The sequence below is a fragment of the Pseudomonadota bacterium genome, assembly GCA_036339585.1.
Lineage (GTDB): Bacteria > Pseudomonadota > Alphaproteobacteria > UBA8366 > UBA8366 > UBA8366.
The window spans coordinates 116,447-133,105 of the sequence record JAYZAS010000005.1 but is presented as its reverse complement, the minus strand read 5'-3'; the positions used below and the strand labels follow the sequence as shown (position 1 = coordinate 133,105).

Annotated in this window: 15 protein-coding genes; 8 read left to right on the top strand and 7 right to left on the bottom strand. The window is 43.3% G+C overall.

Annotation, left to right across the window (positions count from 1 at the left end; translation table 11 throughout):
* A partial coding sequence (locus tag VX941_06075; GenBank protein MEE2932973.1) for a fumarylacetoacetate hydrolase family protein occupies window positions 1-645 on the bottom strand: 645 nt, incomplete at its 3' end.
* Between the two features lie 449 nt (window positions 646-1,094).
* Between VX941_06075 and VX941_06070 the strand changes: the two genes are divergently transcribed.
* Entirely contained in the window at window positions 1,095-1,976 is an 882-nt protein-coding gene (locus tag VX941_06070; GenBank protein MEE2932972.1) for an alpha/beta hydrolase, read from the top strand.
* 182 nt (window positions 1,977-2,158) lie between these two features.
* Here VX941_06070 and VX941_06065 read toward each other — a convergent pair whose 3' ends face one another.
* Window positions 2,159-3,538, bottom strand: a complete 1,380-nt coding sequence (locus tag VX941_06065; protein MEE2932971.1) for a glycosyltransferase family 39 protein — start codon at window positions 3,536-3,538, stop codon at window positions 2,159-2,161.
* 120 nt (window positions 3,539-3,658) lie between these two features.
* On the opposite strand from VX941_06065, the gene VX941_06060 reads away from it, so the two are divergent.
* The 3 genes from VX941_06060 (at window position 3,659) to VX941_06050 (ending at window position 6,872) form a co-directional block, all read left to right on the top strand.
* The gene (locus VX941_06060; GenBank protein ID MEE2932970.1) at window positions 3,659-4,810 is read left to right on the top strand and encodes a CDP-glycerol glycerophosphotransferase family protein; all 1,152 of its coding nucleotides are present in this window, start codon (window positions 3,659-3,661) and stop codon (window positions 4,808-4,810) included.
* 132 nt (window positions 4,811-4,942) lie between these two features.
* Window positions 4,943-5,161 (top strand): hypothetical protein, encoded by a 219-nt coding sequence (locus VX941_06055; GenBank protein MEE2932969.1) that lies wholly within the window; start codon window positions 4,943-4,945, stop codon window positions 5,159-5,161.
* A 55-nt stretch (window positions 5,162-5,216) separates the two neighbouring features.
* Window positions 5,217-6,872 (top strand): sulfatase-like hydrolase/transferase, encoded by a 1,656-nt coding sequence (locus VX941_06050; GenBank protein ID MEE2932968.1) that lies wholly within the window; start codon window positions 5,217-5,219, stop codon window positions 6,870-6,872.
* On the opposite strand, the gene VX941_06045 is transcribed toward VX941_06050, so the two are convergent.
* Together VX941_06045 and VX941_06040 are read right to left on the bottom strand one after the other, a co-directional pair.
* Window positions 6,869-7,633, bottom strand: a complete 765-nt coding sequence (locus VX941_06045; GenBank protein ID MEE2932967.1) for a glycosyltransferase — start codon at window positions 7,631-7,633, stop codon at window positions 6,869-6,871. The two genes, VX941_06050 and VX941_06045, sit on opposite strands and share 4 nt — an antisense overlap.
* Window positions 7,634-7,638: 5 nt before the next feature.
* Window positions 7,639-8,613, bottom strand: a complete 975-nt coding sequence (locus VX941_06040) for a GDP-mannose 4,6-dehydratase (protein MEE2932966.1) — start codon at window positions 8,611-8,613, stop codon at window positions 7,639-7,641.
* A 131-nt stretch (window positions 8,614-8,744) separates the two neighbouring features.
* Between VX941_06040 and VX941_06035 the strand changes: the two genes are divergently transcribed.
* Genes VX941_06035 through VX941_06025 form a run of 3 tightly spaced genes read left to right on the top strand, consistent with a single transcriptional unit; the run spans window position 8,745 to window position 11,130 of the window.
* Entirely contained in the window at window positions 8,745-9,170 is a 426-nt protein-coding gene (locus VX941_06035; GenBank protein MEE2932965.1) for a hypothetical protein, read from the top strand.
* 9 nt (window positions 9,171-9,179) lie between these two features.
* Complete coding sequence (locus VX941_06030; protein ID MEE2932964.1) at window positions 9,180-9,899, top strand: NAD(P)-dependent oxidoreductase; 720 nt, start codon at window positions 9,180-9,182, stop codon at window positions 9,897-9,899.
* Window positions 9,886-11,130 (top strand): class I SAM-dependent methyltransferase, encoded by a 1,245-nt coding sequence (locus tag VX941_06025; GenBank protein ID MEE2932963.1) that lies wholly within the window; start codon window positions 9,886-9,888, stop codon window positions 11,128-11,130. The genes VX941_06030 and VX941_06025 overlap by 14 nt, the downstream gene beginning before the upstream one ends.
* Before the next feature lie 98 nt (window positions 11,131-11,228).
* On the opposite strand, the gene VX941_06020 is transcribed toward VX941_06025, so the two are convergent.
* From VX941_06020 to VX941_06010, 3 genes are all read right to left on the bottom strand, one after another.
* Window positions 11,229-12,296 (bottom strand): hypothetical protein, encoded by a 1,068-nt coding sequence (locus VX941_06020; GenBank protein ID MEE2932962.1) that lies wholly within the window; start codon window positions 12,294-12,296, stop codon window positions 11,229-11,231.
* Window positions 12,297-12,302: 6 nt separating this feature from the next.
* Window positions 12,303-13,727: a mannose-1-phosphate guanylyltransferase/mannose-6-phosphate isomerase gene (locus tag VX941_06015; GenBank protein ID MEE2932961.1), complete on the bottom strand. Its 1,425-nt coding sequence runs from the start codon at window positions 13,725-13,727 to the stop codon at window positions 12,303-12,305.
* Window positions 13,728-13,958: 231 nt separating this feature from the next.
* Complete coding sequence (locus VX941_06010) at window positions 13,959-15,503, bottom strand: DHA2 family efflux MFS transporter permease subunit (protein MEE2932960.1); 1,545 nt, start codon at window positions 15,501-15,503, stop codon at window positions 13,959-13,961.
* 107 nt (window positions 15,504-15,610) lie between these two features.
* Between VX941_06010 and VX941_06005 the strand changes: the two genes are divergently transcribed.
* Window positions 15,611-16,543, top strand: a complete 933-nt coding sequence (locus VX941_06005; GenBank protein ID MEE2932959.1) for an NAD(P)-dependent oxidoreductase — start codon at window positions 15,611-15,613, stop codon at window positions 16,541-16,543.
* The last annotated feature ends 116 nt before the right edge of the window (window positions 16,544-16,659 follow it).

Below are 16,659 nucleotides of genomic sequence, written 5' to 3'. Positions count from 1 at the left end.
CTGCATGACCTGACCATTCAAACGTGACTGAATGGAGAGACCAGCTCCACCTGGCGGCACCTCATCCGCGGTAACAAAATCGGGCCCGAATGCACCAGTATTGTCAAAATTTTTACCTATACAATATTGCTGGGTCTTGCGTTGCCACTCACGCACAGAAGCTTCATTAAACATTGAATAACCTGCCACAAGGTCCAGTGTCTCATCGCGAGACATATGCCTGTCACTGCGTTTGCCTATAACAGCAACCAACTCAGCCTCATAATCCAGTGTTTCAGAGACTTTTGGCCGTATTATTGGCTGTTTGTGTCCTGTTAAACTGGTCGCGCCTCGCATGAAAAATGAAGGGTAATTAGGCCTATCATGTCCACCTTCAGCCGCATGTGCTGCATAGTTTAAACCAATGCAAATTATTTTTGGAGGGCGAGGAATGACCGGAAAAAATTTGATAGAATCGACAGATAATCGCTCCCGTGCGGACTCAGCAGCAATTTTAGCCTCCTCAAAGATACCGTTACCAGCCTCAAGCACCGCTAGCAATGTGTTTGGCAAGCTTGGGTCGGCTTTGGATAAATCAACAACCTCGTCGCCAAGACGCACTCCAAGTTTCGGTAATCCTTCCGACTCAAAAGTTACGAACCGCATTATCCCTCCTTTTATAATTTTACCACGGTACAATTTGTAGACTAAATATCAGTGCAGCGAGCCAACAAAAACCTGCCAAACAAATCTGTCCGCGCAAATCCCACCAAAATACCATGAAAACTTATTTTATTTTAGTTACTTTTTTTCATGGGAAATGAATGGTGTAAAACCCAAAGAAAGTGGCCTCCTAGGCCTAATTTTGATGTAACTTAAAACCGGCATCGCTTTAATATCGTGAACCACACGTCGTTATGTATTCGTAACACCAAGTCTAGGATTGATCGAGAGCTAGAATTTCTTATTCATCACTGAGAAAGTAACACTGCACTTCGAAATATCATTCAATCAATTTTTGATTTATTTTTTTAAATGCAAGTCATCGATAACATTCTATGCCCGTCATGATATTATACTGCACAAAACCACTGACTATCCAAAAGGAAACCTAGATGCCATATGCCAGTACTGATGACGGAGTTGAACTGTTTTATGAAGAAGTCGGTAGTGGAACGCCCATTATTTTCATTCATGAATTCGCAGATGACCTTCGCTCTTGGGAGCCGCAAGTTCAATATTTTGCTCGTACTCATAGGTGCATTTTATTCAATGCGCGGGGCTATCCTCCCTCTGACGTGCCCAAAAACTGGGAAATGTATAGTCAGATGCGTGCAATGAATGACGTGCGTGATATTCACGAACACCTTAAGTTGAAGAGAGCACACATTGTTGGTTTATCCATGGGCGGTTTTGCGTCCCTTCATTTCGGCCTCAATTATCCTCGAAAGTCACTTTCAATAACCGTGGCAGGGTGTGGATATGGTTCCGGCAGTGATAAGAAAACCTGGAAGAAAGAAACTACAGAGATAGCTAAAGATTTCCTCGAGAATGGAATGACAAACGCTGGAAAAAATTATGTGGAAGGCCCCACGAGGGTGCAATTCAAAAACAAGGACAGCCGTGGATATGAGGCCTTCGTCCAACGTTTTTATGAGCATTCACCGCTGGGTTCTGCAAACACTTTTTTGGGAGTTCAGGGCAGAAGACCCTCAGTGTATGAGCTCAAAGAAAAGCTCCAAAAGCTGGTCATACCTTGTCATTTAATGACAGGCGATGAGGATGATCCATGCATCGAACCAAATATTTGGATGAAGAAGATGATTCCATCAGCGTGGCTTAGTGTCTTGCCTCAATCAGGTCACGCTATCAACTTGGAGGAGCAAACTCTTTTCAATCAACTGACAGCAAGCTTTTTTCAATCCGTAGAGAGTGGCCAGTTCCGTAATCGTGACCCACGCAGCTTAGGCAGGAGCATTGCTGGATTGGATCGGTAAAAGAAGATTTTCGAAATACTATTCCGCACCGTTGAACACCTTTATCCGATCGCTTGGGAATGCATATTGGAATTCCTCGAGAATATGGTTATCAGACCGCATCTTGTTTTAAATTAGGCTAGTAGGAATAATGTCAGCACTAAAAATACAACGAAATTAATTTTGATAGAATGATTTCATTTTCATTCATGCTTGTTTTTGCGTAACAACATTTTTTTCCAAGTTTGCACCAAACCCAAAGACGCGCAGATAATCATCACCGGCTCAATGGGCAAGCGATATTTGGGTGAGGCTACCGGTCCATTGATGAGTAAAAAATAAAATACCGCAAGCGTTGCAAAAATAGCTGCCCAAGGTCGCAGGCTATGCAAGATAAAGAGACCATAAATACCAAAGATTAAAGATAAAATACTCCCAAATGCACCGACGAAGAAGAAAAAAAGATATAATGGGGTGCTCTTTTCAAGATACTGCAAAACCTTGCTAACGAGATTTGGGGCCTCTAGTTCGTAAAAGCTTTGCCCCGAGAAAGTACGGACCCTAGTATCGATCAGCACCGCGGGGGTTGCAATATTGAGAGCCATACCTTGTAGCCATGCTGTTGCAATTGCTACAGTTGAACTGTTGCGCAGCTCTGATAGCGCGACATTAGTTAAGATGTTATTTACATCGAATGGATTAGACTCATCCCCACCCCGACGTTTGAGTTCAGCCTCGTAAGATTTACGAATCTTTACCTTTGTTTCTTCGAACGACATTCCGGTCTCAATTTTTTTCACGGGCGGCAAAACCCAGTAGGCTAGATGTGTCCCAGTTTGGGCACTCAAGCTCAAGCTACCAAACTTGAGTATATTATGCGTATATATGGGTAGTAGGGTGAGCACAGTCGGCACGAAAAACACAAGAACAAGCAGCACAATACGCCGTTTACTGACACCGTGAAAGTGTGCAATACCAGCCATGGCGATTGCAAGTACAGGCACTAAAAATTGAGCAATAGGCCTAGTGCAAACGGCTAGTCCAACTAAAATTCCAGAAATAAAAGCGGCTTTAAGACTCGGTGTAGCGAGAAATTTAGCTGCCCAATACAACAAACCCGCAAACAGTAAAACAAAGAGTGTGTCGTTAAGAACTAAGCTACTGTGGATAATTAAATTGGGCCAAAAAGCTGACAAAAGCCCGGCGACAAGTCCAACCCGTCGATCCAATTGACACCCAAGCAAACCAAGTATAACGCACGTAACACTGTCGAAAAACGAATTTATTGTTGCTATAGAGACTGGTGCGCTTAATCCCACCCCTTGCATTAAAGCTACTAATAGCGGATAGCCCGGCACTCTTTCTACGTAAGCAGCCCCTGCTGGAATTCCTTCCATCAATCCGAAAGCGCGCGCCCACTCTTTTGAGAAGGTTAAAAAGAATGAGTCCTCTATTACGAAATCACCTCCACTGATTGAGAGATGAAATATATTTATGCTTCGCACAAGAATAGCTATCGAAAAAATAGTGCAAAGAGGATGCTCAGTTAAAATTATCCAAAAGTTTGTTTTTGCTTCGGTCAATGTGCCCTCCGATAACCTTTAAGTGACCGCCCTCATTTTGCTGCTGTTACAGGTTGCGCTGATACAGGTTTGATAATAGCCTTGTGGAGAATAGATCAATCACACAAATCAAAATAAAATATGAGATTTTTTAAAGATCTGAAAGCATTTCGAAGGCTACTCAAGCTACCAAGTTCGCACCGTCAAATCGTTTTCTATTCAGAAGGCACTCCTTACTGGGCACATTTCCGTTCTATAATTTATTATTTAGCTGTCACGCTTGGTCAACAAATCACTTACGTCACTTCAGACCCGAAAGACCCGGGATACACTGACCTGATACCAAATGTTGAAGGAATTTGCATAGGCGAAGGGCTGTTTAGAAATATGTGGTTTCAATTGCTGAAAGCAAAGATACTCGTCCTCACAGTGCCGGATTTGGGAAATTCAGAGCTCAAACGATCAAAATTTTCAGTGCATTACGTATATATCTTTCATTCAATTGTTAGTACCCACATGATTTATAACAAAGGCGCATTCGATAATTACGATACCATCTTTTGCGCAGGTCCCCATCACGTTGCTGAAATTCGAGAAACCGAAAGACTTTATAACCTTCCACCCAAACTACTCATCGAACACGGATACGGTCGGTTGGATGAAATCATCTCGGAACAGCCAACTAGGGTTAAACCGCATATTCCAAAAGAAACCGTGTCAAAAAAAATTCTGATTGCGCCAACTTGGGGGCCACAAGGTCTAATCGAAACAGGAAAGGCATGCGGGTTAATTGATAATCTTTTAAATGATGGATTCGAAGTCATCCTCCGACCCCATCCTGAAACCTTAAGGCGCGCAGGATCTTGCTTCGATAACACTACAAGTTTGTTTGGTAAGCATCCTGCATTTACTGAAGAACGAGATGTAACTTCGACGAAATCACTCATGCAAGCAGATTTGATGTTAAGCGATTGGTCTGGCGCGGCTATAGAATATGCACTTGGACACAGCAAACCAGTTTTATTTGTTGATACAGAGCGTAAAGTAAAAAATACCGATTATGAAAATTACGAAAACCTGCCACTCGAAGACATAATTCGCAGCACCATTGGCGCAATCCTCCCACAAGACCGGTTTTGTGAAGTAGCGCAAGTGGCGCGGGAATTAATCGCAAAGAATAAATCTGCTGGTTACACTCATTCACCAAAAACATATGTATACAACGTTGGCAACAGTGCTAAAATTGCTGCAGAGTGGCTGTTAAAAAATATTTCTGAAATTAACGTGGAATAGCTTGAACAGGCTCATAGGCATTAGTTTCTCCTGTTAACCTATAAAATAACAAGATAGATTGTTGTCCTACTAAATTACGAAATAGGTTGTGAGAAAATAACCCTGCGACCAGCAACGGCCATGGAGACCATCGTGAAGAAAAAAATATACTTAGTTGGGCTTTTGATGCTTTTGTCCAGCCATGCCCAGGCCTACGTCGATCCCGGCTCAGGCAGCTTATTTTTGCAGATGCTAGCTGCTGTGGGCGTCGGAGCGATGTTTTACCTGAGCCGAATTAAAGAGTTCATTCGCAATATTTTTACCAGAATCAGAAAAGATGACGCCGACACAAAGCCAAAAAAAGATGCATGATACGCTTATATTCATTTACTAATGATCTACTGACCCCATAGAAAACATTGAAACCATGCCGAACACCAATTCCGAAAAACGTTTAACACAAGACTTTGTGCCTAATTGGCGAAGTGATTTGGTTCTTGCTTATGCGTTGGGTAATTTGGTTTTGTTACCATTTTGGTTTATTGCTTTTGCTCGCAATGGAATGCCATTGGACCAAAAATTTATCGAGCATTTTTATGAGCTTTCCCAGATATTTGACCATGTTGACTATTTTGCTGCGCTGCTTTGGGGTTTTGGCATATCTATTATTCTTTTTTTACTTTTTCATGCCACACGAAAAAACCAACCACAATTTTATTCTTTAGCAGTAAACATATTTATTATTCCCACTTTCGCAGGCGCCCTTGCCATAACGTGGTATGTTATTTTCCCGCCTTCTGGACATGCGCGTATTAATAATGCCTGGATATTTGAAGGCTTGGCAGTTTTTACAGTTTCCATTGCAATCCTTACAACACTTGCCCTCACACGCGGCAGAAATGCCTTACGATTTATTCGTTTTATAATAAGTGTTACTGCGCCCTTCGGGATACTCATGTCCATGAATGCATATGTGGCTTATCAAAAGATTGATGCATCAAGGGCGAGTATCATGCATTCCGACAGATCGTTGGCACCGCTTAAAAATACACAGCCTACCGGACCAAGGGTGATCCTGATATTCTTTGACTATTGGGATTATCATTACACGTTCATCAAGCATCCAGAATTTGTAAAAACACCCAACATCGATAAGCTAACTAATATAGCGTTTAATGGGCATAATGTTGCGCGTGCTTCTTCAAAAACGTTTACAGCTATTCCAAGCGTCCTTAGCGGACATCGCATAGATTATGCAAAACGTATTGGAGGTGATCGCCTCCTAACTCAGTATGCAGCCGAGTACTACCCGCGAATTTGGAATCACCAATCAACCATTTTTTCTGATGCTCACGCTGCAGGTTACAATACGGGCGTAGTTGCGACGGCTTTTCATCCAGTATGTAGAATTTTTCCACAGTTTATTTCACGGTGCATTATTGATGACCATCCATTTGACTACGAATATAAAACCGTTTTTAACCGTCTTGATGACATAGTTTCGCACACTCTGTGGCAAGTTCCTCCGATACGTAAGTTATTATTCAAGGATAGACCAGTATTCAATAATCATTGGGGTATTCATCTAAAGCTATCCAATATTAATTCACTAAAAAAAATGGCGAAAGACAGTAAAATATCATTTTTATATTCCCATTTATTTATACCTCACGCGCCGAATATTTGGAACTCCTTAAAAAAAGAGTACATGTATGAAAATGAGGATAATCCCATCAATTATTTTCACAGTATTGTTTTTCTAGATAAAGTCATTGGTGACCTACGTAAAACGTTAGAAGACTCCGGCCTGTGGGAAGAAACTGCAGTCATATTAACGGCTGACACCGGAAACGTTGGCAGCCAAAGTGGAGTAGGGCTCAATGATTACGCAGAATGGGGTTACGATACGAAAAACCGAGTGCCACTTATTATTAAATTACCTAATCAGAATAAGCGGGTAGATCTCGATCGCCGCGTAAGTGCTCAAACCCTTAGAAACGTCATTCAAAAGATAATGTCTGGAGAACTTACATCCCACGATCAAATCTCAAACAACATGAGATACGTCGACTACATGTATTAGATGTTAGCGTCATTATACTGAGGATCTGGTTTATTAATTATAAGCAACCTTCGTTTGAACAGACGTAGCCAGCTAAGCTTGAACATAAGCAATACGCTTTTTATCATATGGCGAATTTCCATCTTTGAGTGTCCATAAACCCTACCAGGTAATTCGATCGGAACTTCCGTAATTGTGTAGCTGTTCAAATGCAAAATTGTAAGACTAGTAAAGAAAAATTCATAGTCAGATGCTTTAACAAGATCAAACACTCGACGATCAATACGGTCTAACCTGTAAACACGGAAAGCACCTGTTGCGTCAAAGTTGTGACGCAATAGCAATCTTGTCATTAAATGACCAAGGTGTGTAAGAACTTTTCTAAAAAAATTCCATTCGGCAAGACTATTCTTTAGTTCAAAGCGAGTGCCTATAACGATGTCTGAGGCATTACTAGCATCCAAAAATGTCGGGATATCCTCAGGTTTATGAACTAAGTCAGTGTCCATAGTTACAAGGGTATCGTAGCCCATATCATAGGCACGTCTTATGCCTTCCAAATGGGCCCCTCCTATTCCACTCTTTGCAGGCCTGTGCACGGCCGATATAGTTACATCTTCCTCTGCAAAACAATCAATAATATCGCCCGTCCCATCCGTAGAGTTGTCATCGAGAAACATTATATCCGCTGGCACACGAGTCGCTTTTATCCGATCCCTCATTTCTTTTACATGACCAGCCTCATTGTAAGTCGGCAGAAAGATAAGTATGCGATTAGCCATTTTCATCAAATCTCCCCAGCGAGTTCAGCAGCAATCATATCTAGAATGATTTGCTCAAAGGATTTTTGGGGCACCCATCCAGTAGCTTTTTTGAGCTTAGCTGGCGACCCGACTAATGTTCGTTTTCGACTGCCTACGTCAATAAGCTTGGGCTCCACTTCGACATATTTGTTGGCATCCAATCTCAGATCATTAAAAACAATTTCAACAAATTCACCGATCGAGTGTGTTTCCCCACTGGCCACAATAAAATCATCAGCTGCCTCCAGGTTAAGGATGGCTCGCATTGCTTCCACGGTATCTTCTGCTGCCCCCCAGTCCACTCTTGCACTAAGGTCGCCAAGCTTTAATTTATCAAGGTTGCCTTTTTTGATTGCTACTGCTGATTTGATTATTTTCCGGCCAACGAAATCAGGCGACCGTCTTGGAGATTCATGATTATAGAGGATGCCATTGGAGCAATGAAGACCATGTTGTTTTCTGTAAAGACGGCACAACTCAATGCCTGCCGCTTTTGTTATTCCGTAGACATTTATGGGCCGGAACGGGGTTTCTTCGGTTTGCGGAACAATAATAGGGTCTCCAAATACGTGTGAGGATGCAGCATAAAATAAGCGCGCCTTCGGATTCCAACTTCGCATCGCATCTAGAAAGTTAGTCAGACCCAAAACATGAATATCTATACTATGTTTTAACGATACATTTGTGTTTTCTAGCTTACTTTCAGACGACTGATGATATGCCGGGAGATAATAAATTTGTTGAGGCTTGACTTCTTTAACAAGCGACGACACGGAATTGGGGTCAAGCAGAGAGAATGGCTGTATCGTTGTTTCCCACGGCAGCAAAACACCTGATCGAGTGATACCGACAGTCTCAATACCATCGGCCAGCAGCGAGCGTTCAAGATAGAAGCCGTCTTGGCCCGCGCTACCTACTATAATGGCCCTGATTGCCTGATTTTTTTGCATGGCTAGCATTATTGGGCCTTACTAACTAATACCTCGTGGTCACGCAATACCGAAAGCGTGCAGAAGTAGTTGCCAGACCTACACGATAGCCTATTATCCGATCTTGTGTGATTTGTTTGAAGGAGTTAGATGGATAAAGAATGGCAAAGGTAAAGCCCAATAAAGACTTCGATAGGTCGTATGGCAAGGTAGAAATTCTTCGACCAACCTGTAATCTGGACACGGTACGGGATGGTCGCGGTGGCATCTTCACATGGGTGCCCCCCGAACCAATTGTTGAATTTAATATGCTATATTTTAGGCCAGGCAAAACTCGTGGTTTTCATTATCATCCACATTTTATAGAGTATTTATTAGTCGCAGATGGTTCCGGAGTATTAGTCACTCGTGAGGACCCCGAAGATCCTGAATGCGAGGAATTTATTCATTTAAGCAAAGGAGTTTGCACAAGAACAGAAACCAATGTCTACCATACAGTCTACGCAATTACGGACATGACATTAATTGCAATGCTCACTCATCGTTGGGACCATTCAGATCCACCCATAATACGCGTAGACAACTAAGTTTTATCAATGCGTCGTATAGCCCTCATTGGAGCAAATGGTTTCGTAGGCAGTTCTATAGCCAGAGCCTTGATTGCAAATCACAATTTTGATCTCATTGCAGTAACCCGATCAAATTACGAAGTAGCGCGTATGGATGGCTACTACGACATCCTCATCAATGCAGCGATGCCCTCCAAACGCTTCTGGGCCCAGCAGGAGCCAGAAAGAGACTTTTCTGAAACGACAGAAAAAACTTTCAAATTGGTTAATGATTGGAATTGGGGAAAGATGATTCAAATCAGCTCAATTTCAGCACGTAGCCAACTTAACACTGTATATGGACGAAATAAGGCATCTGCAGAAAAGCTGGTTGAGTATGGCGACAACCTTATATTACGGTTGGGGCCAATGTATGGCGATGGTCTCGATAAAGGAGTTCTAATTGATATTCTACAAAACAAGACAGTTTTTGTTGCACGTGATAGCCGCTATTGTTTTGCCCCGATTGGGTGGATAGGAGAATGGATTGGATGCAATCTAGATCGCACTGGGGTGATGGACCTCGGAGCAAATGAAGCCATTACGGTTGGCGAAGTTGCAGATGCCATAAACTCAAAATCCGAATTCCAAGGGGAGATTGATAATCAAGTTTTGAGCGCGCCAATAATTGACGCGCCGTTAGCAAAAGGGGCCATAAATTTTGTCAATATGTTGAAGGTAAGAGAGAGCCAAGATGAAAATAACTAAAATCACATGCTGTCGTCTTTGTGGTTCAAAAAGACTTGAAACCGTATTTGATTTTGGTATCCAGGCACTCTCCACTCGGTTTCCGGGCCCAGATGAGCCAGATGCCGAATTGGTGCCACTAACCCTTGCTCAATGCCAGAGCTGTAAACTCACACAGCTTACTCATGACTACGATCCGGATGATTTATATCGGCGAGGCTATGGCTACAGATCAGGCGTTAACCAAACAATGCGAGACCACTTGGCTGGCATTGCACAACAGCTTGAGTCCCACGTGAAAATTAGGCCTAACGACACTGTGCTTGATATAGCGAGCAATGATGGAACGCTACTGCGCAGCTATACCGAAAAAAAATTGAATTTGGTTGGTATCGACCCAACCATCACACAATACAGATCCTATTACCCAAACGGGTCGTATCTTTCGTCAGATTTTTTTTCGCAAAGAGTTTTTGAATCGATCAGTCCAACGAAAAAAGCAAAAGCAATTAGTTCAATTGCTGTCTTTTACGATGTTCCAGACCCCGTTAGGTTTACGGCTGATATTGCATCAGTGCTCGAAACTAATGGTGTTTGGGTAATGGAACAATCATACCTACCCCTTCTAGTTGCTGATCTTTCTTTTGATAGTATCTGCCATGAACACCTTGGTTACTACTGCCTTAAACAAATCGAGTTTGCTGCTGAAAATGCAGGATTAAGGGTATTCGATGCTGAGACCAATTCGATGAATGGCGGCTCAATAAGAGCTTTTATTTGTCATGCAAAAAGTCGGTATTCTACTAATGAAATAGCTCTTGCGAAAATTGCAAAACTCGAGGCAGAGGCTAAGCTAGATTGCACCGAGACATTTAACGCATTCTACACGCGTGTAAATGAAGTTGGGGAAAAGCTTTTGAAGGTTCTTAAAAATGTAAAAGCCGCTGGCAAAACAGTGCATGTCTACGGTGCATCTACTAAGGGCAATGTGCTTCTTCAACTTTTCGGTATAGACCGGAAGTTAATCGATGCTGCATCAGAACGTAATGAATGGAAGTTTGGTCACCGAACACCGGGCACAAACATTCCAATCATCTCTGAAGAAGCCTCGCGAGCGCAAAAGCCCGATTATTATTTAGTTCTCCCGTGGCATTTTCGAAATGAGTTTGTAGAGCGGGAGCAGACTTTTATAAATAATGGAGGAAAATTAATATTCCCACTTCCCAACGTGGAAGTGTATCCTGCGGATTAAAGACAAAGAATATTTCCCTTCAGATAATTATCTTTCATGCCCCCTCGAAATATTATTCTTCACTATCTCGATAGGGTGATGATGACTTTGGAAATTATTTAAAATAAATTTGATAGTATTGCCGCTGCCTGTGCTGCACCTTTAGAAGTTGGGGGAGATCTCACAGGTTCCTTAAGAAGCCATTTGAGCTTTTCCCCATAATTACCCAATTGCATAGTATTGCGGTCAATTTTGTACGCAGTGCAATTATCCCTTATCCACCTTTCTAGAACAGTATTCTCGCACCAGTCTGAACGCTCAGTGTATATCATACGAGTCGAGTTTACGGCACATTCCGTGACACTTCCGTATCCTGCCTTAGTTACAAGTAGATCAGCTGACCTCATTAAATCAATAAACGGAATATTAATTTTGCCTCGAGACAGCCAATCTGTTCTTAAATCATTCCAGTCCGGAGGCACAATCCAAACAACATCATCAAGTTTGGGCAGGGGAATGATGTCATGCATGCCTGGTATGCCTCCCATGGAAGCTATCACATAATGAGGAGATGGTTTTAGCCTCTCCAATTCATCACGAATATCCTGCCCCCGACGCGCGACAGGCCCTACCGAACAGTAATGTGAGAGCCAGTCCATTTCCATATGGGGAGAAAGCTGTATGAACCTTGTCGCTTTGTCATAGGTTTGTATCAACTGCCTGTATATGCGTCCTGCAACACCGCTAGTCCCACAATATGTAGCAAATACATCGGCCCAATTCAGCGAACAGATGGCTGCCACTGGTAAATTTGCAGCGTTTGCAGAAGCTACACTCACAACAGCAATATTCGTTAAAACAATATCTGCGCGTAATTCCTTGAGGATTTGCGCATCTCTCGACACAACCTCATCCCATTCGTTAAATAGTTCTCTGTAATCCGCAAGCAACCCGTCAGAATCAACATCTAACGGACCTCTCATGCGCATGTTGGGGTCTTTCGGTGCCGGACCAAACTCAAATGGAATTTCCAAAAATTGATGACAAATTTCAGGATCAACCTCTGTTCTAAGCGTTATTCGAACCTCACGATCACCTGCCAAACAATCAAGTATTGGAGCCATTTGCGCAAGATGCCCAAACCCGTTTGCTGAGATATCCGCAACTATATGGGGAATATGAACCATAATTATTCAGCTTCGGCCGTAAATATCTTCTAACCGCTCAATATCATCCTCACCGACATACTCCCCGGTCTGCACTTCAATAAGATGCAATGCCTGATCACTTTTATTTTCCAGCCTGTGCACCTCACCAATTGGAATGTAAACCGACTGGTCAGGCCCCAATGTCATCGAATTATTACCTCGCGTAACTTCCGCTTCACCTCTAACAACAACCCAATGCTCGGCTCGAAACTTATGACGTTGCAGGGAGAGCTGCCCCCCAGGGCGCACAATAATCCGCTTTACTCTGAACCTCGGACCTGCATCAATATCCTGGTAACTACCCCATGGCCTGTAAACTTGGCTAGGCATAGTTACTTCATTCCGGCCATCTCTTCTTAGATGATCTACGAGGCTACGGACCTCAGAGGCTTGATCTTTTGGCGCCACGAGTACCGCATCGCGAGTCGCCACAACCACCATATCTGATAAGCCCATCGCAGCGATTAACGGCCCATTCTCACTATGGAGGTAAGATCCGTTCACCGATTTAGCTACAACATCACCGCAAATAACATTGTCATCGGAATCAGAAGCACTCTGTTGCCAAAGAGAAAACCATGATCCAAGATCAGACCAACCGCAATCTAGGGGCACGACAGCGGCGAGTTTTGTTTTTTCCATTACTGCGAAATCGATTGAATCTGGCTCAATTCTGCTGAAAATATTTTCGTCAAGCCTTAAGAAATCCATATCAACAGATAGATTTGAAAATGCTTCTTTGCAAAGGTTAAACATTTTGGGTTGGAATTTTTCGATTTCTTGCAGCATGATATCGGCACGGAATACAAACATGCCGCTATTCCAGAGATATGCTCCTGATTGCACATAATCAGTTGCAGTCTTTTCGTCGGGTTTTTCAACGTAAGATTGCACTTCGAAAGCATGGTTTGTAATGCAGAGCGGACTACCCTTGCGGATATAACCAAATCCAGTTTCGGGACGATCAGGATTAATACCGAAAGTCACTAGCCTACCCGCTTTGGCTATCTCAGCTGCATGCTCTAGGCCAGAATAAAAAGCTGGTTCGTCCGCAATAAATAAATCTGAGGGTATTAATAGAGTCACTGCTTCTGCGTTATGCTTAGTGGCAAAGAGCGCGGCTAAAGCGGCAGCCGGCGCAGTATTTCGGCCAACCGGCTCTAGTAATAAAGCCGATGGTGTCACACCAATCTCGCGCAGTTGCTCTGCCATTATAAACCGATGGTCATTATTTCCTATAACAAGGGGCTGCGTGGAACCGTTAATTCTGCCCAGACGCTGCACCGCTTGCTGCAGCATGGTCATTCTGCCTGCCAACGGAAGAAACTGTTTTGGATGTAACGATCTGGATAAAGGCCAAAGTCTTGTGCCTGACCCGCCAGATAATATAACTGGGAATAATGTTGTCATGGATTAACTTTAAGAATCCCAAAGGGTGAAACACACATAAAACATTTCCACAGAGCAAGGTCGACTGGCCTACTGAGACCTGCCGAAGGGAGTAAATACCCTCTTTGTTGGCCTTTGTCCAAGATTGGAAGTTGCAATGACCCTGAAAATATTTTTCATCCCAATTGTTCTGCGGATATTTTGCACCTATGCTTTTTTTATAAGAGGATCTTTAGCCAAAGGTTTAGTTCACTATTTATCCTGCGATCCAACGCGCATAAGAAGTGCCAGAGGTAAAATACAAATTGTGCAAATTGTCAGTATATGAAAATCGTGTAGGTATCCAATAAATTCGGCTTGCCTATTTATAATTTGCTCAAAACTAGCAATCCCCTCTAGGCTTTCCATACTCCATTTTTCTGGAAGAGCGTAGTGTTTCAATACTTCATTATAATAGCTTGCATTTTGCGTCAAATTTGACCGTGCATCTTGAGTACTTGCAACAAGCTGAGTCACAATGAAGGCTATGCCCACTCCAGCAGCGATTCTTCGATTTGTTGTAAATAGACTTGTAGCATCAGGACGAAGCGAGGGTGGCACCGTCTTGAATGCCGCTGTTTCGCAAGGTGTATTTATAAAGCCCATACCAAATCCCTGCAAGAAGACTGCAACTGCCAGCCTCCACTGCTCTGAGTCAGGAGGTAGGCCCGCTAACATCCAAGTTGACAGACAGACTATCAAGCTACCGAAAAAAATTAGTGGCCTTGGGCTAACCCGCATCAGTAAATATCCGGCACATAGCGAGCTCAACATGGTGCCTACACCGCGATTCACCATAACTAGTCCTATCATCAGGACAGGGAATTCCATTATTCGCTGCATTACTGCAGGTAAAAGAGCCATGTACCCAAAAAAAAGAATGTTCACAAAAAAATCGATGGTAATTCCAAGCACAAACTCGCGGTTTTTAAGAGGCGTTAGATTGAGGTAAGGTTGGCGGGCTGTTATTGCGTGTATGAGAAAAATATAAAACGCACTACAAGCTACAATTGCGTAACCAGTAATAACTGTAGAGGAGAACCAACCGTTTTTTTCCCCCTGGTCAAGCATTAATTGCAAGCAAGCTATCCCAATGCTGAGGACAACAAAGCCAAAGAAATCGAATGGTTTGGGGTCTAATTGTTTATCTTTAGGGACTACTGTTAAAAGAAGCGTTAAAGCTATTATTCCGAGTGGAACATTCATAAGAAACACAGTTCGCCAACCGAACATTTCAGTTAATACGCCCCCTATTATAGGGCCAATTACAACCGCGCTCATTCTTCCTGTCTGAAGCCACCCGAAAGCCGGACCTTGCTGATTCTTAGGAAATGTGGCCAGGACCACTTGATAAGTAAGCGGATTCAAACCTGACCCGAAGAAACCTTGGCAGAAGCGATAAAAAATGACCTCATAAAGGCTTGTTGATTGAGAGACCATTATCGCGCAGCCCATGAAACCACAGACGACAATTATGAACATAAATCGTCGGCCGAACTCTCGACACATCCATGCATATAAAGGCGTAAAAATTGCTCCAGCTACTAAGTAAGACGTCAGCACCCAGGAAATCTCAGTTATAGTAGCTGACATTGCCCCCATCATTGTTGGAAGCGCGACAGAAACAGCAAACGTATCGGTGCCTTGCATGGCTCCTGCAGGTATTATGGCGAGCGCAACAAGCAGCCGCCGTTTAGCCGGCAGAACCTCTTCTTCGCCTTCAACGGGCGGGGATTGTTTACTACGATTTTGACTCATAAACCTTTTAGATGCTGTGGCCTCTTGCGAGACCCAGTAACCTGTTATACCACCTCATTTGATGAACGAACATCGGATAGATTTAACATATTTGAGGTGAGCATATCATGAAAGTTGGATACATAGGACTTGGTACCATGGGTGGGCCGATGGCTTTTAATCTTTTAAAAGCAAAGCATGAGGTATTCGTCCATGATCTTAATAAGGTAATAGCTGAAAAACATATTTCTCAAGGCGCTATCTGGGCAGATTCGCCAGTAGAGTTGGCTCGGCAATGTGAGGTGGTATTTACATCTTTGCCCGGACCCAGCGAAATGGAGTTAGTGGCTCTAGGCAATAACGGGCTCATAAACGGTTTCTCTTCGGGTGACTGTTATTTTGATCTTACCACCAACTCCCCGACCACTGTTCGACGTGTTCACGACAAAATGTCTCAAAAGGGTGTCCACGTTTTTGATGCCCCTGTTTCCGGGGGGCCAAAAGGAGCACAAAGTGGGAAAATGTCACTTTGGGTTGGTGGTGATGAAGCACTGTTCAACGAAAAGAAGGCTGTCTTAGATGCGATTGGCGACCGTGCTATGTATGTAGGCCCCATAGGCGCTGGTGCTATTGCAAAACTTGTCCATAACTGCTCGGGATACATGATGCAGACCGTCTTCGCAGAGGTATTCACCATGGGAACAAAGGCTGGTTTGGATCCAATGGCACTCTGGCTAGCAGTCCGTCAGGGTGCAGCGGGACGCAGGCGTACATTTGACAATATCCCCGACCACTTCCTAAGCAATAAATATGACCCTCCTGCTTTCGCGCTCAAGCTCGCACACAAGGACGTAACGTTGGCGACAGAATTAGGAAAAGAATTAGGCGTGCCTATGCGCATAGCTAATCTCACTCTTGCTGAGCTGACCGAAGCACGAAACCGCGGCTGGGATGAACGCGACAGCCGGTCTGCAATGCTTTTGCAATCTGAGAGAGCGGGTGTGGAGATTGAAGTTCCGCAAGAGCTAATCGATGCCGCTTTTGAGAAAGAACCAAAATAGATCGGAGTTTAACAACTACCCTTAAAGCATAATCTAAAGATAGGCTTTTCGCATCTGCGGGAAATTTGTGACAATCTATAAAAATGGATTAGTTTATATTAACAAAGAAATTTACC

What these genes read in the sequence shown, in the direction of transcription:
- VX941_06030 (MEE2932964.1), top strand. Translation starts at nt 9,180, where the DNA reads ATGCGTCGTATAGCCCTCATTGGAGCAAATGGTTTCGTAGGCAGTTCT.
- VX941_06040 (MEE2932966.1), bottom strand. Translation starts at nt 8,613, where the DNA reads ATGCTAGCCATGCAAAAAAATCAGGCAATCAGGGCCATTATAGTAGGT.
- VX941_06060 (MEE2932970.1), top strand. Translation starts at nt 3,659, where the DNA reads ATGAGATTTTTTAAAGATCTGAAAGCATTTCGAAGGCTACTCAAGCTA.
- VX941_06050 (MEE2932968.1), top strand. Translation starts at nt 5,217, where the DNA reads ATGCCGAACACCAATTCCGAAAAACGTTTAACACAAGACTTTGTGCCT.
- VX941_06045 (MEE2932967.1), bottom strand. Translation starts at nt 7,633, where the DNA reads ATGGCTAATCGCATACTTATCTTTCTGCCGACTTACAATGAGGCTGGT.
- VX941_06025 (MEE2932963.1), top strand. Translation starts at nt 9,886, where the DNA reads ATGAAAATAACTAAAATCACATGCTGTCGTCTTTGTGGTTCAAAAAGA.
- VX941_06015 (MEE2932961.1), bottom strand. Translation starts at nt 13,727, where the DNA reads ATGACAACATTATTCCCAGTTATATTATCTGGCGGGTCAGGCACAAGA.
- VX941_06010 (MEE2932960.1), bottom strand. Translation starts at nt 15,503, where the DNA reads ATGAGTCAAAATCGTAGTAAACAATCCCCGCCCGTTGAAGGCGAAGAA.
- VX941_06070 (MEE2932972.1), top strand. Translation starts at nt 1,095, where the DNA reads ATGCCATATGCCAGTACTGATGACGGAGTTGAACTGTTTTATGAAGAA.
- VX941_06035 (MEE2932965.1), top strand. Translation starts at nt 8,745, where the DNA reads ATGGCAAAGGTAAAGCCCAATAAAGACTTCGATAGGTCGTATGGCAAG.
- VX941_06020 (MEE2932962.1), bottom strand. Translation starts at nt 12,296, where the DNA reads ATGGTTCATATTCCCCATATAGTTGCGGATATCTCAGCAAACGGGTTT.
- VX941_06005 (MEE2932959.1), top strand. Translation starts at nt 15,611, where the DNA reads ATGAAAGTTGGATACATAGGACTTGGTACCATGGGTGGGCCGATGGCT.